The organism is Chromohalobacter sp. HP20-39, assembly GCF_033052815.1.
Lineage (GTDB): Bacteria > Pseudomonadota > Gammaproteobacteria > Pseudomonadales > Halomonadaceae > Chromohalobacter.
On sequence record NZ_JAWHTP010000001.1, the window covers coordinates 42,792 to 67,934 of the forward strand.

Here is a 25,143-nt window from a genome sequence, read left to right on the forward strand (position 1 = left end):
CCTCCTGGAGGATCTAAGGCAAGGCCAGTGCAGTTATGCTGCACTGCACAAAGAATAGCCCCACCCCGTTGAGCTTGCAATTGCCATATGTCAAGACTCTAGGTCTTTTTTCGTTTCGAACTGTGGGTCTCTCCGTCACTTTGTGTATCGGCCTGGCGGAGCATATCCATCAACATCTGCTGGTAGTGGCCGAAGCTAGCGACGCCCTGCGCCATCCCCTGCTGCAGGAAAGGTTGCATGAGACTCCAGGGATCATAGCCCTCCACCCCGGCTTCCATCTGCTGGCGGATGTGAGCCATCAACTCCTGTTGAAAGACTTCGACATCCGGCAACCCCATCGCCTGACGGAATTCTGCGGGGGTCAGATCGAATTCGACATGGACTTTCATGAGACGCTCCCGTTGCTGGCTCCTTACAGTGTAGCCAGCCTCGCGAGAAACGAGAGCCGTCCCGACGAAAAAGCCCGCCTGGATAAGGCGGGCTTTTTCATGCATGACGCTGATCAAGCTGCTTTTCGATACAGCGACGCTTAAAAGAAAACGCTTACCTCAGGCGGGGCGTGTCCACCTCGACATCCGCGTTCTGGGCGCGCTGGCGCAGGAAGTGATCCATCAATGTGAGCGCCATCATCGCCTCGGCGATGGGCGTGGCCCGAATTCCCACGCAAGGGTCATGGCGCCCCCGGGTGACGACCTCGACCGGATCGCCGTGGATATCGATCGAACGCCCCGGCTGGGTGATGCTGGAGGTCGGTTTGAGCGCCAGGTGCGCGACCAGCGTCTGGCCGGAGCTGACACCACCCAGCACGCCCCCGGCATGATTGGAGAGGAACCCCTCGGGCGTCATCTCATCGCGGTGCTCGCTGCCGCGGCTTGCCACGGCGGCAAAGCCGTCACCGATCTCCACGCCCTTGACGGCGTTGATACTCATTAAACCATGCGCCAGTTCGGCGTCCAGACGGTCAAAGACCGGCTCACCAAGCCCCACCGGCACGCCCTCGGCGACGACGGTGATCCGCGCACCGACACTGTCCTGGTCGCGGCGCAACTGATCCATGAAGGCCTCGAGCTCGGGGACCTTGTCCGGGTCGGGGCAAAAGAAGGGGTTGCTATCAACCGCTTCCCACTGCTTGAAGTCGATGCTGATGGGGCCCAACTGACTCATGTAGCCGCGCACGCGGATACCCTTCGACGCCAGGTACTTACGCGCAATAGCCCCGGCGGCGACGCGCATGGCCGTCTCGCGGGCGCTCGAACGCCCACCGCCGCGATAGTCACGAATCCCGTACTTGTGATGGTAGGTATAGTCGGCATGCGCGGGGCGGAACTGATCCTTGATCTTCGAATAGTCCTTGGAACGCTGGTCGGTATTCTCGATCAACAGGCCAATCGGCGTCCCCGTGGTAACACCCTCGAAAACGCCCGAGAGGATGCGCACCTGATCGGGTTCGCGGCGCTGCGTGGTATGCCGCGAGGTACCCGGCCGCCGCCGATCCAGGTCATGCTGTAAATCCGAAGCATCGAGCTCGAGCCCCGGCGGGCATCCGTCAACGATGGCACCTAACGCTTCGCCGTGACTCTCGCCGAAGGTGGTGACGGTGAACAACTTGCCAAAGGTATTGCCAGACATTCCGCGCTCCTCAACGATCAGGCGAACGATGCCGCATATTGGTCGAGCTCGGCGGCGGTCAGCGCGAACACGCCCTCACCACCCCGCTCGAACTCGAGCCACAAGAACGGGACTTCGGGAAACGCCGCGTCGAGATGCCGTGCGGAATTGCCCACTTCGACGATCAATACGCCATCGTCGGTCAAATGCTCGCGCGCCTCGCGCAGCATGCGGCGCACGATATCCAACCCATCGTCGCCCGCCGCTAGGGCCAGGCTCGGCTCGTGGCGGAACTCGGCGGGCATGCCCGCCAGGTCACGCGCGTCCACATAGGGCGGGTTGGAGACGATGATGTCATAGCGCTGACCGGCAACGCCGGCGAATAGATCCGAGGTCACCGCGCGCACGCGCTTGCCAACATCGTGATGTACGATGTTGGCCTTGGCCACCGCCAGCGCCTCGGGGCTGATATCCACCAGATCTACCTCAGCCGTGGGCAGGTACAGCGCCGTGGCGATGCCGATGCAACCGGAACCGGCGCACAAGTCCAGCACCCGCGTCGGCGGCCATTCGGGGAACCAGGCTGCGAAGCCGTCCTCGACCAACTCCGCGATCGGTGAGCGCGGGATCAGTACCCGCTCGTCAACCTGGAAGGGATGACCAGCGAAAAAGGCCTCACCCAGCAAGTACGGCAGTGGCGTGCGTTGCTCGATGCGCTGGCGTACCAGACTCACGACCCGGCGACGCTCGATCGGCAACAGGCGAGCGTCGAGCACCGCCGGATCGACATCCCAGGGTAGGTGCAACGCGCCCAGCACCAGCGCCACCGCCTCGTCCCACGCACTGGCCGTGCCGTGCCCGAAGTGCAGGCGGTGGGCATTGAATTCACTGGTGGCCCAGCGTAGGCAATCACGCAGCGACACCAGCCCTTCGGCCAGGGACGCGTCGTCGAGGGTCAGTGTAGAAACGTCGGTCGGTCGAGAAGCGGGCACGATGCGTCCTGTTTAACGGCTTCATGGAATCGGCGATTGTACCCGCAGCGCGCGCCGGTTCACAGCCGTGGGCAAGTCGCTATACTGGGTGGCCTTTCAACCGACCGTGCCGCCTGGGGAGTATCGTCATGAGCCGACGCCGTGGCCAGCCCGACGACGCCGATATCAACGTGTTTCGTCAAGCGCTGGAAGACGCCGGTGTGCATCGCCTGCATACCAACCGCGCCGATACCGGGCGCCCGCGCCGCCGCGACGACGATGCCGTGGCGGAGCGCCGCGCCGCCGCCACCAGCGCCGACACACAAGCCCCTACCAGCCGCACCAGTGATGGTCGCGTCGAGCCGGTGCGCCCCAGCGAGGCGTTGGAATTCGCGGTGCCCGACCTTCCCTACCGAACGCGGACACAACTCAAGCGCGGCAATATCGAATGGGAAGCCGGCCTGGACCTCCACGGCTACACCGTCAGCGAAGCACGCGAGCAACTCGAGACCTTCCTTCACGACGCCCACGGGCAGCGCTGGCGTTGTGTGCTCGTGGTACACGGCAAGGCCCGCGCATCGCTGCTCGGCAAGGACGATGACTATCCCGTCATCAAGAGTCACGTCAATGCCTGGCTGCGCGAATGGCCCGCGGTACTTGCCTTCTGCTCGGCGCGCGATGCGGATGGTGGCACCGGGGCGGTCTATATCCTGCTCCGTCGGCGCGGCGATGCCGTATAACCGACCGCCACCGGCCACCACGACTACCTAAGCTTCAACTCGGCTTGCGCCTAGCGGGCGTCATCAGCGGATGCTGCTTGGCTTCAGTCACGTCCCCTCCGGTCACGGTCATGTCACGATCCCCTTCGTAACGGTCGATGGCCTGCGCGGCCAGGTGGTGCCCCAATTGGATCAGTGCCTCGGCACGGTGAAACTCATAGGCACCACACACGCTCTTGGGCACCTCGATCAAGATATCGGGGGGATACCCGGCCACCTTGTATTTGGCTAGCGCCGCCTGAGTGATATCGAACGACGCCAGCATCATGTCGAGCTTGCTCCAGGCACGTTCGGTAGCCGCTTGCTCGGAGGCCTCGCTGTCCTCGCCGTCTTCCTGGCCGTTGCCGAACATGTGCTGCACACGCTCGCGTACACCGCCCAGCCAGCCGCCGAACCCTTGTCCGCGCGATTCGCGCTCGCGTTCGCGGGCCTCTTCCTGGGCCGCTTCCTCGGGAGGCAGCATTTCCTCGAGTGTCACCTGCCGAGAGGTCTGCGCGGTGGAGTTGACCGCGACTACCAGGTCGGCGTGTACCGCCACGGTGGGAATGATCGGCAACGGGTTGAGCAAACCGCCATCGACGAGAACATGTCCATCCAGATGCACCGGCGTGATGATGCCGGGGACCGCAATGGAGGCACGGATCGCACGCAAAAGCGGACCGCTCTGGAACCAGATTTCCTTCTGCCGATTAAGGTCGGTGGCCACGGTGGTCAACGGGATGCTCAAGTCCTCGATGCGGGTATCCCCGATCAGGCTCTCGAGCTTGTTCATCACCTTGCTGGCACGCATCGCCCCCATCGGGCTCCAGGTAACGTCGACCAGCTTGAGTACATCGAAGTAATCCAACTGGCACACCCACTCGCGGTATCGATCAAGTTGACCTGCTGCATAAATACCGCCCACCAAAGCTCCCATCGAGCAGCCCGAAATGGCGGCGATCTCGTATCCGCGGGCCACTAGCTCGTCGATCACGCCGATATGCGTATAGCCCCGCGCGCCACCACTGCCCAGCACCAACGCAACTCGCTTGCCCATGTCAGTTTTCTCCTTCACGCATGACGCCTCGTCATCTCATTCGAGTCGGCGACGATGGCCTCGGCCACGGCATCGACGGCGTGCGCTTCGAGATGCAGATGATGTCCACCGGGCAGCATCACGCGCGTGAGCCGAGCGATGGCGTCACGGGCCCGTTGGGCGTAGGCACGCTGGGCGAGAATGCCCTGCTTGCCTTCGATCAACAGTACCGGGGCTTCGATGCTACGCAGTAGTGACAGCATCTGCTCGGTGGTAAAGCGCACCAGCGATGGACGCAGCAAGCGACCGTCGGAGCGCAAGCGCACGTGGCCATCGTCTTCCACATCCAAATTGCGGCGTACCAAGGGGGCGGCCGTATCCGCATCGATAGGCGTCACACCACCCGCCACACGCGCCGCGATGGCAGTGGCCTCGTCGGGGTAGCGCGGCACCGTGGAACGTGAGCGACGGCGCTGAATCAAGCCCATGCGTAGTTGCTTGGCGGTGTCGTCGACCTCGGTGGTCAAGGTGCCCAAACCATCGATCAGCACCAACCGAGCGACACGCTCCGGCATCGCCGCCGCCACCAGACACGCGACAGCCGCGCCCATCGAATGCGACAGTAGCGGCGCGCACTCGAGTCCCAATGCGTCGAGCGCGTCCAACACGTCCAGCGTATATTCCCAGATCGGATAGTCGCCACCCTCGGCGCGCGGCTGCGAGCGTCCGTGACCAGGGAAGTCGATCGCGACGATGCGAATCCCCAGACGCTCGACCAACAACGGTGCCAAGCGCGAAAAGCTCTCGGCGTTATCCAGCCAGCCATGCAGCGCCAACCACACGGGCGCGTCGGCGTCGCCCCAGGCCAGGGCCGCGAGGCGCCCATGGGCCAGATTCAGAGTTTCGGGTTCGCGCATGAAGACTCCCACAGTTGATCGATCGAGGGCCCGCTCGCCACGCTGCCGTCTTAATCGGTCATGGGACGTTTGAAGCGCGGCACTGGGCCTAGCAGGCTAACGGGTTTACCATAAACCTTTTCGTTACCCAAGCCGACCAAGGAACAAGGAATCCTGCGTGCCAAGATCTCGACCGCCCCGCCCTACTCGCCTGCGCAACACCCTCTTCTGGCTCGTCGTGGCCGCCGCCATCATCGTGGGCTTCGTCCTCGCAAGACAAGGAAACTGATCGCGCATGGACCTGCTGGCCGTTTTCTCGCATACGCTGCAAGTCACGCTGCCCGTCTTCGCCATGGTGTTTCTGGGAATCGTCTTCAAGCGTATCGGCTGGATCGATGCGCATTTCATTTCCATGGCCTCGGCCTTGGTGTTTCGCGCCACCATGCCGACACTGATTTTCCTGAGTATCGTTCGCGCCGATCTGGACGTCGCCCTGCAACCGGGGCTGATCGTCTATTTCCTGGGCTTTTCGGTACTAAGCTTCTTTCTCGCCTGGGGCTGGGCCATCTGGCGCTGCCCCTATGAAGAGCGCGGCGTCTTCACGCAAGGGGCTTTTCGTGGCAACTGCGGGATCGTGGGCCTGGCGCTTGCCGCCAACCAATACGGCGACTACGGCCTCTCGCTGGGGAGCATCCTGGTCGGCGGGATCATTATCGTTTACAACGTACTGTCGGCGATCATTCTGGCCTATTACAGTGCAGGTGCGCGATCGGGCATCGCCGCGATCCTCAAGCATATCGCCAAGAATCCGCTCATCCTGGGCGTCTTGCTGGCTATTCCCTTTGCGTATTTCGATATCGACCTGCCCGCATGGCTGCTCACCTCGGGCGATTATTTCGGTGCGATGTCCCTACCGCTGGCCCTGGTCTGCATCGGCGGCACGCTGTCGTTCACGTCCGTCAAGCGAAGTAGCAGCCTGGCACTGGATGCCAGCCTCTGGAAGGTCGTATGGCTCCCCCTTCTCGGCGTGCTGGGCGCCTTCGCGCTGGGCTATCGTGGGCGCGAGCTGGGCATCCTCTTTCTCTTCTTCGGTACCCCCGGCGCTGCAGCGAGTTTCGTCATGGCCAAGGCTGCGCATGCCAATGCCAAGCTCGCCGCCAACATCATCGTCATTACCACCGTCGCCTCGCTGTTCACCCTCAGCGCCGGGGTATTCATACTGAAACTAGTGGGCTGGATCTAACTCCGCTCTCACCACGAAGCCTCACCGTATTTGCCAAGAATTTGCGGCCCTTGTCGCAAACCGAGATTGAGCATTCATTCACGCTAGCCTCGATCCATCAGCATCACGGGGTCCAGCTCCGACAAGCGATTAATGCCCAACATCCCCATATCCGCACGGATCTCCGACGCCAGCAGTCGTATGGCGTGATCCACTCCAGCCTCTCCGCCAATGGCGGCAGCATAATTGAAAGGGCGGCCGATAAAGGCACAGTTAGCCCCCAAGGCGAGTGCCTTGATCACGTCGGTGCCACGCCGGAAGCCGCTGTCAATCATGACAGCCATCTCCCCTGCAACTTCTTTCGCTTGCGGCAGAACTCGCATTGGCGAAACATCACCGTCGAGTTGTCGCCCGCCATGATTGGAAAGAATCACCCCATCGGCCCCCAGCGCTCGGGCAGCAGCGACATCCTCTGGATGCAATACTCCCTTGATCACCAAGCGCCCCTGCCACTGGCAGCGAATGCGTTCCAATTCCCGCCAGTCGAGATGCTCTCGCCCCGAAAAGTCACGCGTAGCGTTCCGCGACAAGATAGCAGCTCCACGTTCGACAGCATTGTTCTCAAAATGAGGCATGCCGTGGCGCAGCAAAGTACGAAAAAAAGTACCTATACTCCAGGTGGGATGTGTCATCCCCTGCCAGAGTAGCCGCAGATCTGGGTTCAGCGGCGTCCTGAAGCCATTACGCAGATTATTCTCACGATTGGGAACGACCGCCGAATCCACCGTTACCACAAGCGTCTCCACCCCAGCCTTGGCCACTCGATCGACTAGCGCGGCAATGCGTTCCGAGTCGGCGGGTAGATAGGCTTGAAACCAGGTACTCGGCGCGGCCTTGACGACCTCCTCGAGTCGAATCAGCGATGAGCCGCTAAGAATCATGGGAATCCCTGCTCGCTCGGCCATCCGAGCTTGAGCCAGATCGCTACGATAACCAGTCAGTGAGCAGATACCCATGGGCGCGATACCAAATGGAGACGCGTAGCGCCGTCCCAACAAATTGATTGACTGCTCGCGACCACTGACATCACGCAACACGCGGTGTCGGAAACCGTACTCGTCGAACACGTTGCGGTTATCGCAATACGATGCATTGGTCTCTGCCGCACCCGCAACGTAGCCAAAAAGTGGCCTCGGTAGGTGTCGTCTAGCAGCGGGTTCGAAGTCATTCAGGCAGAAGATACGGGCCAAACGTCTTGCCGCTAGCCAGGAAGCCCTAGGCGGCGGGCATTCTCCCACAGGAGTCGGTGATAGCATCTCGGTGACCATCGCGTGCTTCCTCTTGACCTCGGATGATGTTAAGGAAGTCTGACGCCACTTAAATGCCGTCTCAATCGACGATTACTCAGCCTTTGAATGAGTTTTACGAATGAATATCCACCGGCTCGCACCTTCCATGTCAATGCTGCTGGCCTTCGATGCTGCTGCACGTCATTGCAGTTTCACCCGCGCTTCCGACGAACTTAGCCTAACTCAGAGTGCCGTAAGCCGGCAGATCCAAGCCCTTGAGGAGCTTCTCGAAGTCAAGCTATTCGAACGCGATGGACGCCATATCCGGCTTACGGAGGTCGGCGTCATGTACGCTCAGGACATTGCCCCCGCGCTGGCCCGGATCAGCGGGGCCAGCGCTCGAGTCGGTGCTTTTCGCAAAGGGGTAAGCTCTCTGAACCTGGCAATTCTGCCAACCTTTGGGGAGCGCTGGCTGATGCCAAAGCTAGGGATGTTCTATCGCCACCACCCCGGCGTGATGCTGCATTTACACACCCGCATCGGTGAGTATGACATTACCGAGTTAGGCATGGACGCCGCCATTAACGTTGGTGTCGATCCTTGGCCTGGCCTGATCAGCCACCCTCTCGTGGATGAGGAAATGGTATTGGTCGCTAGTCCTGATGCCCTGGCACGTCAGCCCATCCGAGAACCAGTTGATGTCTGCGGTCATCTGCTACTACAAATCGCTGTACGCTCCGAAGCTTGGCACCATTGGTTCACGGCCCAAGGATTACCATCAGGCTACATGCGGCTTGGTCCACATTTCGAATTTTCAGCACACATGATTCAGGCGGCCACCGCCGGGATCGGTATCGCACTTGTCGCTCGCTGCCTGGTCACAGAGGAGCTTCAAGACGGACGGTTGGTCCTTCCATTGAATGCAGGCCTGGACAGTCGGCGCCACTACTCCCTACTGTACCCGCCAGAGAAATCCAAGTTCCCTCCATTGGCGACCTTCCGCGACTGGCTACTGGCATACTCTGACTCCCTCGCCACCGACATGGGATAAACGCATCATGCTTGATAGCTATAGCGCACTCGCCGGGCAATTCTTTGGCGTGATCTCGCTGCTACTCTGCCTGCTGGCCTTCGCCAGCAAGCGGGATGAGCGGCTGATGGGCCTATTGCTATCCGCCAATGTGGCCTTCGCGTTGCAGTTCATCCTTTTCGAGAGTTGGACGGCAGCAGCACTGACGGTGCTGGTGATCGTGCGCATCGCGCTGGCGCGACGTTACCCGGGTAGTAAAAAGGTCATGTCGGGCGTGCTTGTCGCAAGCGGTATGGCGGCTCTGTTGACCTGGCAAGGCTGGGCGGACTTGCCTGCCATCGTGGCGATGACGGTGGGAACGGTGGGTATGTTTCTATTTCACGGCATATCCATGCGCATCTGCTTGGGGCTCGCCGCATTGTCATGGTTTCTAAGTCATGCCTTGGTGGGCTCAGTGGGCGGCATGCTGGCCGAGGCGCTGGTATTCGTTACCAATGCCATCACCATCCATCGGCTGGCCCGCGCCAGACGCCGCTACCCACAAGCATTCGAATAAACATACTACCCACGCGTGCTGCTTTAGCACGCGTGGGTCAGGAACTGACTTTTAGAACTGTCGTGTCCGCTGGTTTGAGAATGGCGGCCGTTGCGTTTAAGCGTAGATATCCTGACTGCGCAGATAATCATCGTAACTACCACTGAAGTCGACGATATCGTCGTCCTTCATCTCGATGATTCGGGTCGCCAAGGAACCGACAAACTCGCGGTCATGGCTAACGAAGATCAAGGTGCCGGGATAGTTCTCCAACGCCAAGTTGAGCGCTTCTATCGACTCCATATCAAGGTGGTTGGTGGGCTCATCCATCACCAGCACGTTGGGTTTCTGCAACGCCAGCTTACCGAACAGCATCCGTCCCTGTTCGCCTCCGGAGATTACCTTGACCGACTTACCGATATCATCGCTGGAGAACAGCATACGGCCCAGCGCACCGCGTACGGCCTGCTCTCCTTCCGTGGTCCACTGCCCCATCCACTCGAAAAGCGTCTCACCGCCTTCGAAATCATCGGCATGATCCTGGGCGAAGTAGCCCACTTCCGCCGCATCGGTCCATTTCACCTCGCCCGAATCCGGCGCCATAGTGCCAACCAGGCAGTTCAGCAGGGTAGTCTTGCCAATCCCGTTGGGTCCGATGATAGCGACCCTCTCGCCGGCTTCGACCTGCAAATCGAAGCGCTCGAACAGCACGTTGTCCCCCCATGCTTTGGAGAGCTTCTCCGCGTTCAGCGCATGGCGGTGTATCTTTTTGGCCTGCTCGAAGCGAATGAACGGGCTGACCCGTGACGACGGTTTGACCTCATCGAGCTGAATCTTGTCGATCTTGCGTTGCCGTGATGTGGCCTGCTTGGCCTTGGAGGCGTTGGCCGAGAAGCGGCTGACGAATTGCTGCAGCTCGGCGATCTCTGCCTTCTTCTTGGCGTTTTCGGCATGCAAGCGCTCCCGCGCTTGGGTAGCCGCGGTCATATACTCATCATAATTCCCCGGAAACAGCGTCAGTTCGCCGTAGTCAAGATCCGCCATATGGGTGCAGACGCTATTCAAGAAGTGGCGATCGTGAGAAATGATGATCATGGTCGAGCTACGTGAACGCAGAATCTCCTCCAGCCACCGGATCGTATTAATATCCAAATGGTTGGTCGGCTCGTCGAGCAGCAGCACGTCGGGATCGCTGAACAGTGCCTGGGCCAGCAGTACGCGCAATTTCCAGCCCGGCGCCACCACGCTCATCGGCTGGGTGTGCTGCGCGAGTGGGATGCCGAGGCCGAGCAGCAACTCCCCCGCGCGTGCCTCTGCCGTATAGCCGTCGAGCTCGGCGTAGCGCACCTCCAGGTCGGCGACTTTCATGCCATCTTCCTCGGACATTTCAGTCAACGAATAGATACGCTCGCGCTCGGCGGTCACCTCCCACAGCTCTGTATTACCCATGATCACGGTATCGATGACACGCTCGTTCTCGAACGCGAACTGGTCCTGACTCAGCTTGCCGAGCCGTGTAGTGGCGTCCTTCATGACCTGGCCATTGGTAGGTTCCAGGTCACCCCCCAGAATCTTCATGAAGGTAGACTTACCGCAACCATTGGCACCGATCAGGCCATAGCGGTTGCCCTGCCCAAACTTGACGGAGACATTTTCGAATAGCGGCTTGGCACCGAACTGCATGGTAATGTTGGCGGTAGAGAGCAAAATCGGGGTTCTCGCGGGAAACGGCGTGAATGAAGCGACGGCGGACCCGGCGGTACGAGCCCCAACCTATGTCGAGGCGGCATTGTACGCGCTGGCAACGACCAACGTCAGCGCCATCCTCTAATTGCGCGAAAGAGTGCCTGAAAATCCATCTACCAAAACGTCACAGAACTATCTTTAGTCAGGTCCGAACGATTGCAGGCCCCACGGTTGCGAAGAGCGACACACACTCTGGTACGTGATACGCCAGCAAAAAAGGCCACTCCGAAGAGTGGCCTTGAGTACCCGAAAGGCGCCGTTAGCGGCGCCGGGAATCAGCTCTCGCGTTTACCGTCGACCAGTCGATCCAGCTTGAACGGATTGCTCTGCTTGAGCGCTTCCGGCAACAGACCGTCGGGCAGGTTCTGGTAGCAGACCGGACGCAGGAAGCGATAGATCGCCGCAGTCCCCACGGACGTAGTGCGTGAATCTGACGTTGCCGGGAACGGCCCGCCATGGACCATCGCGTCACACACCTCGACACCTGTCGGCCAGCCGTTGACCAGAATACGACCCGCCTTGCGCTCAAGCGTCGGCAACAGCTGGCGCGCCACATCGAGGTCGGCATCGTCCATCTGCAGCGTAACGGTGAGTTGTCCTTCCAGGTGCTCGGCGACCTTCGCCAGTTCGGCCACATCGGCACATTCGACGACCAGCGAGGTGGCACCAAAAACTTCGCCCTGCAACGCTTCATCACTCAAGAAGTCCTGCGCCGAGGTCACGAACAGGCCGGTTTGGCACTGGTTTGGGCCTTCGCCCTTCTCGCCGCGCGCCACTTCTTTCGCCTTACCATTACTCACCAGCGCACCGACACCGCTCTCGTAGGCTTCATGGATGCCCGGCGTCAGCATGGTTTGCGGCGCACTGCCCTTGACCGCGTCACCAGCGGCAGAAAGGAACGCATCGAGTTCGGGCCCCTTGAGCGCGATGACCAATCCCGGGTTAGTGCAGAACTGACCCGCGCCCATGTTGAGCGATCCCACGAATGCCTTACCCATCTCTTCGCCGCGTGCCTTGAGCGCTGCCGGCAGTGGGAAGACCGGATTGATCGAGCTCATCTCGGCATAGAACGGGATCGGCTCAGCGCGCGACTGGGCGGCTTTCCACAAAGCCAGACCGCCGCTGCGTGATCCGGTGAAGCCAGCCGCCTTGATGCGAGAATCCGTGACCAAGGCAGTACCCACCTCGCGGCCAGAGCCGAATATCAGCGAGAAGACGCCTTCCGGAAGACCGCACTTCTTGACTGCGGACTGAATCGCGCGGCCAACCAACTCGCTGGTGCCCGGGTGGGCGGCATGCGCCTTGACGATGACCGGACAGCCTGCTGCCAGCGCGGAGGCGGTATCGCCACCGGCGACGGAAAACGCTAGCGGGAAATTGCTTGCCCCGAACACGACCACCGGCCCCAGACCAATGTGACGCTGGCGCAAATCGACACGCGGCATCGGGGTCCGTTCAGGTAATGCCGGGTCGACACGGACGTCAAGCCATTCACCGTCACGCACGACGCGAGCGAACATGCGTAGCTGACCGCAGGTACGGCCGCGTTCGCCCTGAATGCGCGCCTGAGGCAGACCTGACTCGGCCACGGCGCGCTCGATCAGATCGTCACCAATCGCTTCGATCTCATCGGCGACGGTTTCGAGGAACTTGGCGCGATCCTCGAGCGAGGTCTCGCGGTAGGTATCGAAGGCGTTCCAGGCAAGTTCGCAGGCACGCTCGACTTCCACTTGCGTACCGCCCGGATAAGCCGGATCCAGTGTCTCGCCCGTCGCCGGATTGACGGCATGAATCGCAGCCCCGGGGCCACGCACGGCCTGCTGGCCGATCAATAAGCTACCTTCCAGTGTCATGATCTACTCCTTGTGCGGATTAAATACGTATATAAGCAATACCCGTCACTCCCGATAGGAGGCGTAGGTATTGCTCGCACGGCTCAGATGATGGCGCATCGCATCGCGGGCCGCGTCCGCGTCGCCGGCGATAATCGCCTCGAGAATATCTGCATGCTCTTCGGCGACACGCTCCAGATAACGATGCGTCGCCGCCGTATCGAGCTCGACGGAAAGCAGCTTGGCACGCGGAATCGCGCCCAGGTTCAACTGCTCGTATACCGTCGTGAATGCCGGGTTATGCGTGGCCTGTGCCACCGCGAAGTGAAAAGAGAAGTCTTCTTCCCGCGCCTGGGACTGATGCTGGAACGCCTCGATGAATCGCGCATGCGCCTGACGAAGCCGCTCGATATCCGTCTCGTCGCGCCGCAATGCCGCCAGGGCAGCGGCTTCAGGTTCCAACGTCAGGCGCAATTCGAGAATCCCCAGGATATCCTCGACCGTGGTCAAGCTGATCCGCTTGGCGGGATATGCTTCCTCAGGCGCGGCGCGGAGCACCCGTGTGCCGATACCACGCCGCGTCTCCACCAGGCCCCGCGACTTGAGATGAGTAATCGCCTCACGAACGACCGTGCGACTGACGCCAAACATCTCGCACAAGCCATTTTCCGGGGGCAGCTTGTCACCCACGGAGATTTCGCCCTGCGCAATGATCGCTTCGAGCTGCTGGGAGACCTGACGGGACAAGCTCCCTTGCTGGGAGACACGCTTAACGCCAAGTGAGTTCATAATTCATGTGTCGTTTGCATGGATATCCACTCATTGTTCATTCAACGTACCAGTGCCGGTCGCTTGGGATCGAATTCCCAACCCGAGATGAGATACTGCATCGCCATGGCGTCGTTGCGTTGGGTCACGTCGAGGCCCTTATAAAGCTGATGCGCTTCCATCAACTTCTCCTCGTCCAGCTCGATGCCGAGCCCCGGAGTAGATGGCACTTTGAGCTTACCATCGCGGATCAGGAACGGCTCTTTGGTGATGCGCTGCCCATCCTGCCAGATCCAGTGGGTATCGATGGCGGTGATCTCACCCGGGCAGGCCGCTGCCACATGTGTCATCATCGCCAACGAGATATCAAAGTGATTGTTGCTGTGCGAGCCCCAGGTCATGCCCCACTCATTGCACAGCTCGCCGACCATCACCGCGCCCTGCATCGTCCAGAAATGACAATCGGCAAGCGGAATGTCAACTGAATTGAGCTGCACGGCATACTGTAGCTGTTTGAAGTCGGTGGCGATCATATTCGTCGCAGTGGGAAGGCCGGTGCGCTTCTTGAACTCCGCCATGGTCTCGCGACCGGAGAACCCGCCCTCCTGTCCACAGGGATCCTCGGCGTAGCTGAGCAGATGCTTGATGGGATCCAGCACTCTCACAGCCTCATCGAGCGACCAGGCACCATTGGGATCCAGAGTCAAACGTGCCTCGGGGAACGCTTCGTGCAACGCTCGAATGCACTCAGCCTCTTCCTCGCCAGGTAGTACGCCGCCCTTGAGCTTGAAGTCCTTGAAGCCGTAACGATCGAAAGCGGCCTTGGCCAGATTGGCAACGGCCTCAGGCGTCAGCGCCTCCTTGCGACGCACTTCATCCCAAGCATCCTGCGGGTTCTCGGCCTTGGGATAAGGCAAGTCGGTCTTGTCCGGGTCGCCCAGCAGGAAGAGATACCCCAACGCCTCGACTTCATCACGCTGGCGACCGTACTGCCCTAAAAGATCTGCCACCGGCATACCCATCGCTTGCCCCAGCAGGTCGAACAAAGCAGACTCGACACCCGTCAGCACATGCACCGCCACGCGCAGGTCGAAGGTCTGGCGGCCGCGCTCTTCACGACCGTTTTTTGCCAGGCGCTTTTTCGCTTGATTTAGCGTCTTCTTGATATCAGTGACACGCGTTCCCTCGACCAGTCCCCGGCACTGCTCCAACCCCTTGAGAATGCCAGCGCTAGAAGGAATTTCGCCCACACCCTGGTTACCGGCATCGTCTTCGAGGATGACGATACAGCGGATGAACCAAGGTGCATGACCACCGCTCAGGTTGAGCAGAAAGCCATCGTAGCCGGCCACGGGCACGATGCGCATGTTAGTGATGGTTGGGAACATGGAGGTCACCTTTTGTGAAAAGTCAAACTAAGTTCATGTCACCGGTGCTGGGTTAAACAGCACCAAATCGTTGTACAAGCCGAGCCGATCAGCAGCGACCCTGTGGCGGCCGCTAGCCACATCGAGAATCAGGTGGAACAGCTCCCAGCCCACCTCCTCGATAGAAACTTCACCGGTCGCGATACGCCCGGCATCGAGATCGATAAGATCGTGCCACCGCTTTCCCAAAGTAGAGTTAGTAGACACTTTGATCACCGGCGTCATCGGCAGGTTATAGGGCGTACCACGGCCGGTGGTGAAGACCTGCAGGTTCATGCCCGCAGCAGCCTGCAGGGTGCCGCAAATGAAGTCGCTGGCCGGGGTGGCGGCGAAGGTCAGACCACGCTTGCGCAGCCGCTCACCAGGGCCGATGACATCGACGATTGGCGAATTGCCGGACTTGATCACCGAGCCAAGCGCCTTCTCGACGATATTGGAGAGCCCACCCTTCTTGTTACCTGGCGACGTATTGGCGCTGCGATCCGCCTGGCCTTGGGACAAGTAATCGTCATACCAAGCCATCTGGTCGATCAGCGCCTGGCCGACCGAAGCATTCACAGCACGCGGCGTCAGCAGATGAATGGCATCGCGCACCTCGGTCACCTCGGAGAACATCACGCTGCCCCCCGCGCGCACGATCAAGTCAGTGGCGAAGCCAACGGCGGGATTGGCTGTCAGCCCGGAGAAGGCGTCGCTACCCCCGCATTGCATGCCCACTACCAGCTCGGAAACCGGGCAAGTTTCACGCTGGCGCTTGTCGAGACGCTCTAGGTGCCGCTCCGCCATGGCCATGATGCCTTCGACCATATCGGCAAAGCTCTCGAAGGACTCGTTCTGAAGACTTAGCACATTGGCTTCAGGATCAGCGTCCTCGGTATTCTCGTAGATTTTGACCGGTTGATCCTCGACCAAAGTCGAGGGCTGCAACTTCTCGCAGCCAAGGCCAACCACCATGACTTCATTGCCAAAGTTGGGGTTCCGGGCCAGGTTCTTAAGGGTACGGATTGGCACCACGGCAGCTGGTGCATTGATTGCCACGCCACAGCCATAGCTGTGGTTGAGCCCCACCACATCATCGACATTGGGAAAGCGTGGTAAAAGCTCTCTCTTAATGCGCTGGACCACATGGTCGACGATTCCCGCCACACACTGTACGCTAGTGGTAATGCCGAGAACGTTCTTGGTACCGACACTGCCGTCGGTGTTGCGGAACCCCTCGAAGGTGTACCCCTCCAGCGGTTCCGACACTGGAACCGAGAGTGTGGCCAGCGGTAGGTCATCCAACGCCGGCGGCGTGGGCATACGCAGGTTATTCTCGTCGACGTGACCACCGCATGGGATCGGCGTAACCGCTGTTCCGATGACCTCACCGTAGCGAATCACCGCATCCCCCTCAGAGAGAGCCACAAGAGCAACTTTATGCCCTTGTGGGATGTTGGCCTCGGACACAACTCCATTATCGAGATGTTCACCGACAACCACCCCACCCTGGCTGACCACGACAGCAACATTGTCCTGTGCATGTACCCTGATGACCCGGTTTTTCTCCTGATCTCGCCCCATACCATTCACCTCGATTAATTACCTCAATTGCCGAAGATCAGCGTGAAGAAGCCGTATCCTGGCTATTACGTGTACGCATTCGCATATACACAGGGAAGGCCAAGGAGACAACGATCAAAACCCAAAGGACAACCGCAATAGGACTCTTGGTAAAGAAGACTGTGAGGTTGCCAAAGGATTCTATACTTTTTACAAAATAGACTTCAGCGGAGCCGCCCAAAATAAAGCCAATAATAAGGGGCACAATTTCAACCCCAACTTTGGTGAGAAGATAGCCAAGAATCCCAAAAACTAACAACACCCACACATCGAACATAACGCCGTAATTAATGGCATAAGCACCGACAACACACATCATCACAATAATTGGATAAAGAAGGTGTTTTGGCACTTCCACCACTTTTGCAATGTGGCGTATAGCAAAATACATGGCAAAGAACATGACAATATTGGCCGCCACAAGCGCCGTGATTATGATATACCAAGTATCAATATTACTATTGATGAAAAGCGGCCCCACCTGAATACCCTGAAGCGTAAAAGCACCAATCAATATAGCCGTAGTAGAGTCACCTGGAATCCCCAACGAAAGCAAGGGAACAAGTGCGCCACCCGTCAAAGCATTGTTCGAAGACTCGGAAGCGACAATGCCTTGAGGAGCGCCTTTACCCATCTGGGAAGGATCTCTCGAGAAATTCTTTTCCTGTGTGTAAGCCAGAATGGAACAGGTACTTCCACCAACACCAGGTAGAATACCCACAAAGGTACCGATAGTCGATGAACGCAACAGATTGACAAGCTTGCCTTTGAAGATACTAAAAGAAAATCTCTCCCCCTTAGACAGCTTGACACTCTTTGAGGCCTCACCCTTCAACCCTGTCGCGGCATCCCCGAGGATCACTGCCAACCCGAATATACCTATCAGGACAGGCAACAAAGTAAACCCACTATACATTGTATCCTCGAGAAAACTCGGTACTAACCGCACCTCACCATTACCACCCACAGTGATAGGATAAACACCCACTAGGCTCAACCATATTCCTAAGACACCACTAAACATGCCCATCAATAGGCTGTTGGATAGTGAGGCAATGACGCTTAGCGCTAAAAGAATGACCAAAAACTTTTCAACGTACGAAAACTTTATAGCAAACTCAGCCAAAACTGGCGCGAGATAAAAGAGAGCGGCCGCACTGAAAAGACCACCAAATAACGAGGCCACCACCCCGATTTTTAGCGCTTTCTCGCCGTTACCAGCCTGGGCCATGGGATAGCCATCAAAGGTAGTACATATCGAAGAAGGCGTACCCGGTAAGTTCAAAAGAACCGCTGGCACCATCCCGCCGGCAATACCCCCAACATATAGGCCCAACAACAAAGCCAAGGCACCGTTTAATCCAAGTGCGTAGGTCAAGGGCAGGCAAACTGCTACTGCCATTGTGGCTGTCATGCCAGGGATCGAGCCAAAAATAATACCAACCAAGGTTCCAACCGCTACTAACAGAAAGAACATCGGCGTCAATTGTGAGAGGAAATCCATAATTATCTCTCCGCCATCAGGGCAGTGTAATACCGAAAAGCCGGGCTAATAGAAACCATACCAGCAATGGTGCTATAACAGCAGTAACAGAAATTATCGCTATATTTTTTCGAGTTCGCTTCTCGACATACAACAATGAAAGCAGAAAGATAAAGGGAATAGACATTAACAAAAATCCATACCCAGTGTTAGGAAACTGTCGTCCTACGACGTACATCGAGTAAAAATATACTGTCGTCAAGACGATAGTGCCGAAAAAACGAAGCCTGTCAAAACTCCCCCCTTTTGTGAACACTGCTTCTCCCGCCTTTCTTAGGCCAGGCAAGATAGCGCGACGTTCTTTAATCAAGATCACCCCCAGCATTACAACCAACACCCAAGTTATTATCCTTGGAAAAAACAGGTGCGATTGCTCGAAGCTGATCGACACGTCAAATAATGACAAGAAACCATTTTCCATGTTTAACCCATTTTTACTTTCCGCAAGGTTGGGCCAAGAACACAGCCTTGAAACACCGAAACTTGTAAAGGGGCGGCATCACTCGACACCGCCCCGAAGCATCATGACTGAATATTATTGATAATATCTTTATATTCAGTCATCTTGTCTTCCAGATGCTTGCCAGCTTCGGAAGAAGGCATGTAGTTAGGAATAAAGAACAGCTCCTTCTGCCTTTTCTGTATCTCACCTTTGGCGTAAACTTCCTTGAGCGCCTTATCGATACACTTCACAATATCCTGATCCATTTGCTTGTTGTAAACAAAGAAGAATTCTTTATCGAAAGTAAAGTTCTTATCGTCAGTCATTGGGACTGACGCGTTGGGCGTCACGTACTCTAGAAGATCTTCCCGCGTGGTTTCCCCCATTCCTTCTGGGTTCGCCTGCTGAATTGTTTCATTGCGTGCAGTCAACCACACGAAGCGCATCGCCTTTTGATCGCTCTTCGGGAGACGTGTGTACTGTTCATTAGCCTGAACACTGCCATTGATGACATCGGCATAGTCATTGAAAAGCAGTTGATTCTTATCGGCTTGAGAACCAGTATTAACTGCCACAACATTCTTTTCTTTACCAGGATATTCGCGCTTCACGGCATTCTTCAAGGCACTGAAGCCAATCTCGGAAACCCCTCCCGGCTGAATGGCAACCTTAATTTCTTCGCCATTACCTGCAGCGTCAATGATTTCCCCAATCGATTGATATGGAGAATCTTTAGGCACTAGATACGCATTACCTGGATTAATTGCGATAGTAGGTCCTATCTTAAATTTCTCGAAGACGTTGCCATATCCATTGACGTCATAAAGATTGCCAAGATATGCCATGTCATGGAAGATCATGATGGTATTGCCATTGGGACTGCGCTCCAAGGCACGAAATGCTGGGATCGCACCGACAGCGTCCACCTTCATGTTGATATCCAGATGCTTGGACAAATAGTCAGTCACCAGACTCGAATTCTGATAGGTGTCTCCCCCCGTTGAAGTCGAGCCGATAACAACACGAACATTCTCAGGGATCGGGCAATTCTCTGCAGCAAAACTGGACATGGAAGCGCTTGCGGTTCCTGCAACAGCCACCGCCAATGCAAGTTTCTTTAAGTGCGTTGTCATGGTTTTCATAAGGCTTCTTTCCTCTTGGCTTGGCGTATCAAAGGTCTTTTTAGTTGTAACCCCTTAGCAAGACCTCCGGCTAATGGCTAGATTCGTTCTTCGTTACTCCTTACGAATCCAGCCATATCCTCATAATTCGTTGGCTTTCCCAATGATTTTTTCCAAGACATCGCGCTCATCCGAGGTTGGCATCACCAGTGGTTTACGTACATCCCCCGCCGGCATACCAATGATGTCAGCTCCTGCCTTGATGAGGCTGACGGCATATCCCTTTTTCCGATCACGCAGATCGACGAAAGGAATAAAAAACTCTTGGGTGATCTTCTTCACCGTGGCGCTATCGCCGGCACGCAATGCGCTGTAAAACTTCAATGCCAACTCCGGCACGAAGTTAAAGACAGCGGAAGAGTAGGTGTTGACGCCGATGGAGAGATACGCTTCGGCGAAGATTTCAGCCGTCGGGACACCGCCGACATAGATCAGGCGGTTGCCTACCGTCTTGACGATCTTGTTGAGGAGTTGCATGTCTCCCTTGCCGTCCTTCAACCCGATCAAGTTGGGGCATTTTTCGGCAAGTTGCTGGACGGCCGGGGCTTCGAGTACACCATTGCCACGGTTGTAGTAAATGACATTGATCGACGTGCTGTCGCAGATTTGGCGAGCGTACTCGACCAGCCCATCCTGTGGGCATTCGGTCAGATAGGGCGGCATCAATAGAATGCCATCGGCACCGGCCTCTTCCGCAGCGCTGGCAAAGGCCTTGCCGCTTTCCACACTCAAGCCTGCGCTCGCGATGATCGGTACCTTGCCGCCGATTTCATCGACCGCAACGCGCACGATGTGACGAAACTCATCCAAAGAGAGGTTAAAGAATTCGCCAGTTCCACCTGCCACGAAGACGGCGGAGATATCATGACTGACGAACCATGCAAGCCGTTTACGATAACTCTCTTCATCGAAGCGACCTGCAGAATCGAAATCCGTAACCGGAAAAGACAGCAGGCCATCGCCAACCGCTTCTATCGTTTCTGCTTTGGAAAATTGCACCGTCATGTCCCTCGCTTATGTCTTGTTGAGCGTGATGACATATACCCTATATGTCATACATCATACAAGTGAAAAGATAGACACGCACTGGCTGTCATACAACACCGACAATGGTCGATAAAACAAAAGTATTAAAGGCCAAGAAAAACAAGGTAGTCGTTGGAAAGCAACTAGCCGCAAAAAAGGCGGATGCAGCCTATGCAGTACAACACGTTCGTTGGATCAATGAGAGGGCTTCGTGATGGTTTCGCCTTTAGCTCACTCATCATCGGGCCAAAGGCCCTGTCGTGCACTCAAACTCTGTCACCGTCTCTCAACTGCACCAATTCCGCATACAACGCAGCGGGAATTGTCACGCCCTCGCTTTGACTGCGTACCCTAGCCGCATATCGACGCTGCGATGGCAGGCGAGCTCCTTGGGCAGTGATACCTTCGAACAAAGCTTCAGCCTGTTGTAGGCGCGCTTCGGCATCGGCGCCGAGAAAGACGTGAGGATCCATGGCCAGGATGAATTCACCATGCTGCGGCGCCCCTTCTCCACTGTCATCCGCCGGACGAGTTTGATGCCCTAGGCGGTCGCCGATCAGTGGCCCGGCCAGAAGTTCGATCATGATCGACAATGCTGCACCTTTATGACCACCGAACGGGAGAAGCGCCCCGGCCAACGCCGCCTCTGGATCAGTCGTTGACTGACCCGCCTCGTCGAGCGCCCAGCCTTCGGGGATCGACTCACCGGCCCGGCGGTGCAGTTCAACCTCGCCGCGTGCGACCACGCTGGTAGCGAAGTCGAAGACGAACGGCGTGCCCTCCGGCCGCGGCCAGGCAAACGCGATGGGGTTCGTCCCCAACAATGGCGAGTGGCCACCCGCTGGAGCGACGTAGGCATGGCTCGGGGTCATCGCCAACGCAACTAAGCCTTGGTCGGCCAAGGATTCCACCTCGGGCCACAACGCCGAAAAGTGAAAGGCGTTTTTGACAGCCAGAACCGCCACACCGCTGGCACGCACCTTCTCGATCAGAGGCTGCCGCGCGGTCTCGAAAGCCAGTAGCGAACAGCCACCTCGTGCATCGACATTCACCACGCCCGTGGCCTGATCTGCCACCTCGGGGACAGCATGCGGATCGACACCGCCAAAACGAACGGTGCGTACGCAGTCAAGGAGTCGGTACAGACCGTGCGAGTGGCATTCATCGCGCTGAGCCGCCACCACACTGCGAGCAATGGCGGCCGCTTGATCCTTGGAGAAGCCATTTTGCTCAAGAACATCGACACTCAGCGTCCATGCTTCCTCGAGAGATAACCTTGTCTGATCACTCATACGAGCCTCCCACGGCTGGCAAATCACCACGGAGTTTTTCAGTTGTCATCTGGATGCCCGGCCGCAACGAATTTGCCGCCCTGATAGATGACCGATGGATCATTTGGATCGAGCGCACCAGCTTCTTCCTCGACCTCGATCCTCCAAGGTTCCGAACTATCCTGCGGGGCCCAGCCGAGAAACGCTGATTTACTGTTATCCCACCACGACTCGGTATTCGCCGATGCGCCGTAGACCACGGTGCAGCCCAGCTTGGGGGCGACGAAGGCGCGAGTCATCAGGCGCATGAAATCCTCGACGCTCAACCAGGTGGCCATCATTCGCGTATCTTTCGGCTTGGGGAAACAAGAACCGATACGCACGCTGAGGGTCTCGATATCGAATTTGTGGTAATACAAGCTCGCCAGGTCTTCGCCGAAACACTTGGACAGGCCATATAGCGAGTCGGGACGACGCGGCACTTCGGTATCGATGCGTGTAGTACGTGGGTAGAAGCCGATGGTGTGGTTGGAGCTGGCGAATACGATGCGTGGTTTGCCGAGGTTCCTGGCCGCCTCGTAAAGATTATAAGCGCCGATAATGTTGGCCTGGAGAATATCGTTCCAGGGTTGTTCCACCGAGACGCCGCCGAGATGAATGATCCCGTCGCAGTCCTTGACCAGTTCGTGCACAGACCCGGCATCGGCGAGATCGCAGGGGACCAGTTCCTCATGCGACGCTGCTTGACCGAGATCGGCGATATCCGATAGACGCACCTTGTGCGCCAGCGTTTCCAGATGCGGCCGAATCGCGCGCCCCACGCCACCGGCCGCGCCTGTCACCAGAATTCGATTCAACATGCATACACTCCTTCAATATTCAGTACGCGCAAGATCACCGTCATCGCATTCATGCGCGTTCGTTCAATAAGATAGCGACATCTAGAAGCCGTAAAGTCGTGCCGGGTTGTCCACGAGAATCCGTTGGCGTTGCTCGGCCGATGCCCAGTCGAGCAGCACATCGAGTTGTTCGGCGTCGTCGGGATAGTGCTCGCGCGGTACGCCGACGTGGGGCCAGTTGGAGCCCCAGATGATGCGCTCGGGGGCATGCGCGATGACCCGCTTGGCGATCGCCCCGATATCCGTGTAGTCGGGGCCGCCGGTCTGGCTGGCTTCGTAGCCGGCGCAGATCTTGAACCAGGCATTGCCGCGATCGAGCAGCCGCAGGATCTCGCCAACCCGGGCGTCGTCCGCGGGCACCGGCGGCATGAACTTACCGATATGGTCGATGATGTACTCGCCTTCGATACGCCGCAGGCCGTCGAGGTAGTCGTTTAGCTTGCAGCCGTTGAACTGCACCATCAGGTGCCAGCCCAGCGGGCGGATGCGCCGCTCGACATCGAGCATCTGCTCGTGGCTAACCGCGCCGCCCGGCAGGTTCATGATCCGCGCCCCGCGCACGCCCTTGGCATGCCAGGCCTGCAGGTCATCGTCCGGCGTATCGGGCGTCACCGCGGCAACGCCACGTGCGGTTTCGGGGCCCAACTGCTCCAGTGCCGCAAGCAGGGCGCTGTTATCACGCTGGTAGGCGTTGGGCTGGGTGACCACCACCCGCTCGAGCGATAGCCATTGCTGGCGCTTGCGGTAGTCCTCGACCGTGGCCAGCTCGGGAATCTTCGGACCGCCGGGCTGGGCTTCGAAGCCCGGCAGGTACAAGTGAATGTGGCAGTCGGTCGCCCCGGCCGGCGCCTCGAGCCTGGGTGCCGGGCCGTCGAGCGGGCGGGTGTTGGCGGGAATCTCTGACACGCTTAGGCCTCCTTCAATGCGAATTGGCGCAATGCATCACGATCGATCTCGATGCCCAGACCGGGGCCATCGGGAATCTGCATGACACCGCCGGCATGTTCCAACGGCGTTTTGACGACCGCCTGGCGGAAAGGATTATGCGTTCTGTCGAACTCCATGATCGGTTCTCGAGGGCGACGACGGGGAGGGTTGGGCGGCATTGCCGCCATGTTTTGCAGGCTGGCAGCAATGCACACTGCCGTGCCCCAGACATGCGGCACCAGGCGCACCCCGAACATCGCCGCCATATCGACGACGCGGCGCATCTCGGAAAACCCGCCCACGCTGCAGATATCCGGCTGCACGATATCCACCGCACGGGCTTGCAGCGGCTCCAGCATGGCGTAGCGGCCATGCCAGTTTTCGCCACTGGCCACGGGGATCGGCTGTCCGTCACGCACTGCGTGGTAAGTAGAAATCTGCTCGGGTAACACCGGTTCCTCGAACCAATCCACGTCCAATGCCGAAGCGCGCTTGCCCACTTCCAGCGCCTCAAGCAAATCGTACCCATGGTTGGCATCGATCATCAGGCGTCCTTCAGGGCCCAACGACTCGCGCGCGGCGGTGATGACCTTCAGGTCTTCCTCGACATCGAAGCCGATCTTGATCTTCACACCATGAAAGCCCTCGCGAACATAACCGGCCACTTCCTCGGCCGTATCCTGGACACGATCGACTCCATCGCGCTTGAACGAGCCGGTGGCATAAGCGCGTACGGATTCACGAAAGCGCCCTCCGAGCAGCTCGGATATCGGCGCGCCATAGTGCTTGCCCTTGATATCCCACAGAGCGATATCGATGCCGCTCAATGCCGTCACGGTAAGGCCGCGCTGCCCTTGATCACGCAGGCGGTTGTAAAGCTCGAGCCATAACTTTTCCGTTTCCAGCGGGTTGCACCCGATAAGCGCTACGGCGTATGCCCTGACCACGGCAGCATTGGGCTTGGCGGGTCCCAGGCACTCGCCCCAGCCAATAGTGCCATCATCACAGACAATTTCGACTAGGCAATGCTGGCGCCTATCGAAACGCATGGAAGCGCTTTCAAAAGCGTGGTCGAGCTGATGATCCAGCAAGTGAACGTTAACGGCTTCTATTTTCATTGATCGCCCCTATCTA

General features: G+C 58.1%; 23 protein-coding genes. 4 read left to right on the forward strand and 19 right to left on the reverse strand.

What is annotated here, in order from left to right:
* Nucleotides 1-98: 98 nt before the first annotated feature.
* From RVY79_RS00200 to prmB, 3 genes are read right to left on the reverse strand one after another with little or no spacing between them, the layout of a single operon-like run.
* Entirely contained in the window at nucleotides 99-506 is a 408-nt protein-coding gene (locus RVY79_RS00200; RefSeq protein ID WP_317462033.1) for a hypothetical protein, read from the reverse strand.
* Nucleotides 507-543: 37 nt separating this feature from the next.
* A complete protein-coding gene (gene aroC / locus RVY79_RS00205) occupies nucleotides 544-1,629 on the reverse strand; it encodes a chorismate synthase (RefSeq protein ID WP_317462034.1) in 1,086 nt (361 codons plus the stop codon).
* 17 nt (nucleotides 1,630-1,646) lie between these two features.
* Entirely contained in the window at nucleotides 1,647-2,600 is a 954-nt protein-coding gene (gene prmB / locus RVY79_RS00210) for a 50S ribosomal protein L3 N(5)-glutamine methyltransferase (protein ID WP_317462035.1), read from the reverse strand.
* A 128-nt stretch (nucleotides 2,601-2,728) separates the two neighbouring features.
* Here prmB and RVY79_RS00215 point away from each other — a divergent pair, with 128 nt between their 5' ends.
* Complete coding sequence (locus tag RVY79_RS00215) at nucleotides 2,729-3,319, forward strand: Smr/MutS family protein (RefSeq protein ID WP_317462036.1); 591 nt, start codon at nucleotides 2,729-2,731, stop codon at nucleotides 3,317-3,319.
* A gap of 34 nt (nucleotides 3,320-3,353) precedes the next feature.
* On the opposite strand, the gene RVY79_RS00220 is transcribed toward RVY79_RS00215, so the two are convergent.
* Both RVY79_RS00220 and RVY79_RS00225 read right to left on the reverse strand, forming a co-directional pair.
* On the reverse strand, nucleotides 3,354-4,394 hold the full coding sequence (locus RVY79_RS00220; protein WP_317462037.1) for a patatin-like phospholipase family protein: 1,041 nt from the start codon (nucleotides 4,392-4,394) through the stop codon (nucleotides 3,354-3,356).
* A 14-nt stretch (nucleotides 4,395-4,408) separates the two neighbouring features.
* On the reverse strand, nucleotides 4,409-5,290 hold the full coding sequence (locus RVY79_RS00225) for an alpha/beta hydrolase (protein WP_317462038.1): 882 nt from the start codon (nucleotides 5,288-5,290) through the stop codon (nucleotides 4,409-4,411).
* A 274-nt stretch (nucleotides 5,291-5,564) separates the two neighbouring features.
* On the opposite strand from RVY79_RS00225, the gene RVY79_RS00230 reads away from it, so the two are divergent.
* On the forward strand, nucleotides 5,565-6,512 hold the full coding sequence (locus RVY79_RS00230; RefSeq protein WP_317462039.1) for an AEC family transporter: 948 nt from the start codon (nucleotides 5,565-5,567) through the stop codon (nucleotides 6,510-6,512).
* A gap of 83 nt (nucleotides 6,513-6,595) precedes the next feature.
* Here the strand turns inward: RVY79_RS00230 and RVY79_RS00235 are convergent, their stop codons facing one another.
* Complete coding sequence (locus RVY79_RS00235) at nucleotides 6,596-7,819, reverse strand: alpha-hydroxy acid oxidase (protein ID WP_411161688.1); 1,224 nt, start codon at nucleotides 7,817-7,819, stop codon at nucleotides 6,596-6,598.
* Between the two features lie 100 nt (nucleotides 7,820-7,919).
* Between RVY79_RS00235 and RVY79_RS00240 the strand changes: the two genes are divergently transcribed.
* Complete coding sequence (locus RVY79_RS00240) at nucleotides 7,920-8,831, forward strand: LysR substrate-binding domain-containing protein (protein ID WP_317462040.1); 912 nt, start codon at nucleotides 7,920-7,922, stop codon at nucleotides 8,829-8,831.
* Nucleotides 8,832-8,838: 7 nt separating this feature from the next.
* Nucleotides 8,839-9,366: a YgjV family protein gene (locus tag RVY79_RS00245; RefSeq protein WP_317462041.1), complete on the forward strand. Its 528-nt coding sequence runs from the start codon at nucleotides 8,839-8,841 to the stop codon at nucleotides 9,364-9,366.
* A 96-nt stretch (nucleotides 9,367-9,462) separates the two neighbouring features.
* Here the strand turns inward: RVY79_RS00245 and RVY79_RS00250 are convergent, their stop codons facing one another.
* The 13 genes from RVY79_RS00250 to RVY79_RS00310 all read right to left on the reverse strand — a co-directional run bounded on the left by RVY79_RS00250 (nucleotide 9,463) and on the right by RVY79_RS00310 (nucleotide 25,127).
* Nucleotides 9,463-11,052 (reverse strand): ABC-F family ATPase, encoded by a 1,590-nt coding sequence (locus RVY79_RS00250; RefSeq protein WP_317462042.1) that lies wholly within the window; start codon nucleotides 11,050-11,052, stop codon nucleotides 9,463-9,465.
* A gap of 314 nt (nucleotides 11,053-11,366) precedes the next feature.
* Nucleotides 11,367-12,944 (reverse strand): aldehyde dehydrogenase (NADP(+)), encoded by a 1,578-nt coding sequence (locus RVY79_RS00255; protein WP_317462043.1) that lies wholly within the window; start codon nucleotides 12,942-12,944, stop codon nucleotides 11,367-11,369.
* Between the two features lie 45 nt (nucleotides 12,945-12,989).
* Nucleotides 12,990-13,712 carry a FadR/GntR family transcriptional regulator gene (locus RVY79_RS00260; RefSeq protein ID WP_317462044.1) on the reverse strand — a complete coding sequence of 241 codons (723 nt, stop codon included), beginning with the start codon at nucleotides 13,710-13,712 and terminating at the stop codon, nucleotides 12,990-12,992.
* A gap of 41 nt (nucleotides 13,713-13,753) precedes the next feature.
* On the reverse strand, nucleotides 13,754-15,079 hold the full coding sequence (locus tag RVY79_RS00265) for an enolase C-terminal domain-like protein (RefSeq protein ID WP_317462045.1): 1,326 nt from the start codon (nucleotides 15,077-15,079) through the stop codon (nucleotides 13,754-13,756).
* A 33-nt stretch (nucleotides 15,080-15,112) separates the two neighbouring features.
* Nucleotides 15,113-16,681 carry a galactarate dehydratase gene (garD, locus tag RVY79_RS00270; RefSeq protein WP_317462046.1) on the reverse strand — a complete coding sequence of 523 codons (1,569 nt, stop codon included), beginning with the start codon at nucleotides 16,679-16,681 and terminating at the stop codon, nucleotides 15,113-15,115.
* A 37-nt stretch (nucleotides 16,682-16,718) separates the two neighbouring features.
* Nucleotides 16,719-18,224, reverse strand: a complete 1,506-nt coding sequence (locus RVY79_RS00275) for a tripartite tricarboxylate transporter permease (RefSeq protein ID WP_317462047.1) — start codon at nucleotides 18,222-18,224, stop codon at nucleotides 16,719-16,721.
* Between the two features lie 16 nt (nucleotides 18,225-18,240).
* A complete protein-coding gene (locus tag RVY79_RS00280) occupies nucleotides 18,241-18,684 on the reverse strand; it encodes a tripartite tricarboxylate transporter TctB family protein (RefSeq protein WP_317462048.1) in 444 nt (147 codons plus the stop codon).
* 101 nt (nucleotides 18,685-18,785) lie between these two features.
* Nucleotides 18,786-19,847 (reverse strand): ABC transporter substrate-binding protein, encoded by a 1,062-nt coding sequence (locus RVY79_RS00285; protein ID WP_317462049.1) that lies wholly within the window; start codon nucleotides 19,845-19,847, stop codon nucleotides 18,786-18,788.
* Between the two features lie 120 nt (nucleotides 19,848-19,967).
* Nucleotides 19,968-20,891, reverse strand: a complete 924-nt coding sequence (gene kdgD / locus RVY79_RS00290; RefSeq protein WP_411161689.1) for a 5-dehydro-4-deoxyglucarate dehydratase — start codon at nucleotides 20,889-20,891, stop codon at nucleotides 19,968-19,970.
* Between the two features lie 287 nt (nucleotides 20,892-21,178).
* The gene (locus tag RVY79_RS00295; RefSeq protein WP_317462050.1) at nucleotides 21,179-22,204 is read right to left on the reverse strand and encodes an Ldh family oxidoreductase; all 1,026 of its coding nucleotides are present in this window, start codon (nucleotides 22,202-22,204) and stop codon (nucleotides 21,179-21,181) included.
* 38 nt (nucleotides 22,205-22,242) lie between these two features.
* Complete coding sequence (locus RVY79_RS00300; protein ID WP_317462051.1) at nucleotides 22,243-23,043, reverse strand: NAD(P)-dependent oxidoreductase; 801 nt, start codon at nucleotides 23,041-23,043, stop codon at nucleotides 22,243-22,245.
* Between the two features lie 81 nt (nucleotides 23,044-23,124).
* Nucleotides 23,125-23,988: an amidohydrolase family protein gene (locus RVY79_RS00305; protein WP_317462052.1), complete on the reverse strand. Its 864-nt coding sequence runs from the start codon at nucleotides 23,986-23,988 to the stop codon at nucleotides 23,125-23,127.
* A gap of 2 nt (nucleotides 23,989-23,990) precedes the next feature.
* Entirely contained in the window at nucleotides 23,991-25,127 is a 1,137-nt protein-coding gene (locus RVY79_RS00310; protein ID WP_317462053.1) for a mandelate racemase/muconate lactonizing enzyme family protein, read from the reverse strand.
* Nucleotides 25,128-25,143 lie beyond the last annotated feature (16 nt).

Bases quoted from the DNA above. Each gene is read 5' to 3' on its own strand.
- aroC (WP_317462034.1), bottom strand. From the start codon at position 1,629: ATGTCTGGCAATACCTTTGGCAAGTTGTTCACCGTCACCACCTTCGGC.
- RVY79_RS00215 (WP_317462036.1), top strand. From the start codon at position 2,729: ATGAGCCGACGCCGTGGCCAGCCCGACGACGCCGATATCAACGTGTTT.
- RVY79_RS00220 (WP_317462037.1), bottom strand. From the start codon at position 4,394: ATGGGCAAGCGAGTTGCGTTGGTGCTGGGCAGTGGTGGCGCGCGGGGC.
- RVY79_RS00225 (WP_317462038.1), bottom strand. From the start codon at position 5,290: ATGCGCGAACCCGAAACTCTGAATCTGGCCCATGGGCGCCTCGCGGCC.
- RVY79_RS00230 (WP_317462039.1), top strand. From the start codon at position 5,565: ATGGACCTGCTGGCCGTTTTCTCGCATACGCTGCAAGTCACGCTGCCC.
- RVY79_RS00235 (WP_411161688.1), bottom strand. From the start codon at position 7,819: ATGGTCACCGAGATGCTATCACCGACTCCTGTGGGAGAATGCCCGCCG.
- RVY79_RS00240 (WP_317462040.1), top strand. From the start codon at position 7,920: ATGAATATCCACCGGCTCGCACCTTCCATGTCAATGCTGCTGGCCTTC.
- RVY79_RS00245 (WP_317462041.1), top strand. From the start codon at position 8,839: ATGCTTGATAGCTATAGCGCACTCGCCGGGCAATTCTTTGGCGTGATC.
- RVY79_RS00255 (WP_317462043.1), bottom strand. From the start codon at position 12,944: ATGACACTGGAAGGTAGCTTATTGATCGGCCAGCAGGCCGTGCGTGGC.
- RVY79_RS00260 (WP_317462044.1), bottom strand. From the start codon at position 13,712: ATGAACTCACTTGGCGTTAAGCGTGTCTCCCAGCAAGGGAGCTTGTCC.
- RVY79_RS00265 (WP_317462045.1), bottom strand. From the start codon at position 15,079: ATGTTCCCAACCATCACTAACATGCGCATCGTGCCCGTGGCCGGCTAC.
- garD (WP_317462046.1), bottom strand. From the start codon at position 16,681: ATGGGGCGAGATCAGGAGAAAAACCGGGTCATCAGGGTACATGCACAG.
- RVY79_RS00275 (WP_317462047.1), bottom strand. From the start codon at position 18,224: ATGGATTTCCTCTCACAATTGACGCCGATGTTCTTTCTGTTAGTAGCG.
- RVY79_RS00280 (WP_317462048.1), bottom strand. From the start codon at position 18,684: ATGGAAAATGGTTTCTTGTCATTATTTGACGTGTCGATCAGCTTCGAG.
- RVY79_RS00285 (WP_317462049.1), bottom strand. From the start codon at position 19,847: ATGAAAACCATGACAACGCACTTAAAGAAACTTGCATTGGCGGTGGCT.
- kdgD (WP_411161689.1), bottom strand. From the start codon at position 20,891: ATGACGGTGCAATTTTCCAAAGCAGAAACGATAGAAGCGGTTGGCGAT.
- RVY79_RS00295 (WP_317462050.1), bottom strand. From the start codon at position 22,204: ATGAGTGATCAGACAAGGTTATCTCTCGAGGAAGCATGGACGCTGAGT.
- RVY79_RS00300 (WP_317462051.1), bottom strand. From the start codon at position 23,043: ATGTTGAATCGAATTCTGGTGACAGGCGCGGCCGGTGGCGTGGGGCGC.
- RVY79_RS00310 (WP_317462053.1), bottom strand. From the start codon at position 25,127: ATGAAAATAGAAGCCGTTAACGTTCACTTGCTGGATCATCAGCTCGAC.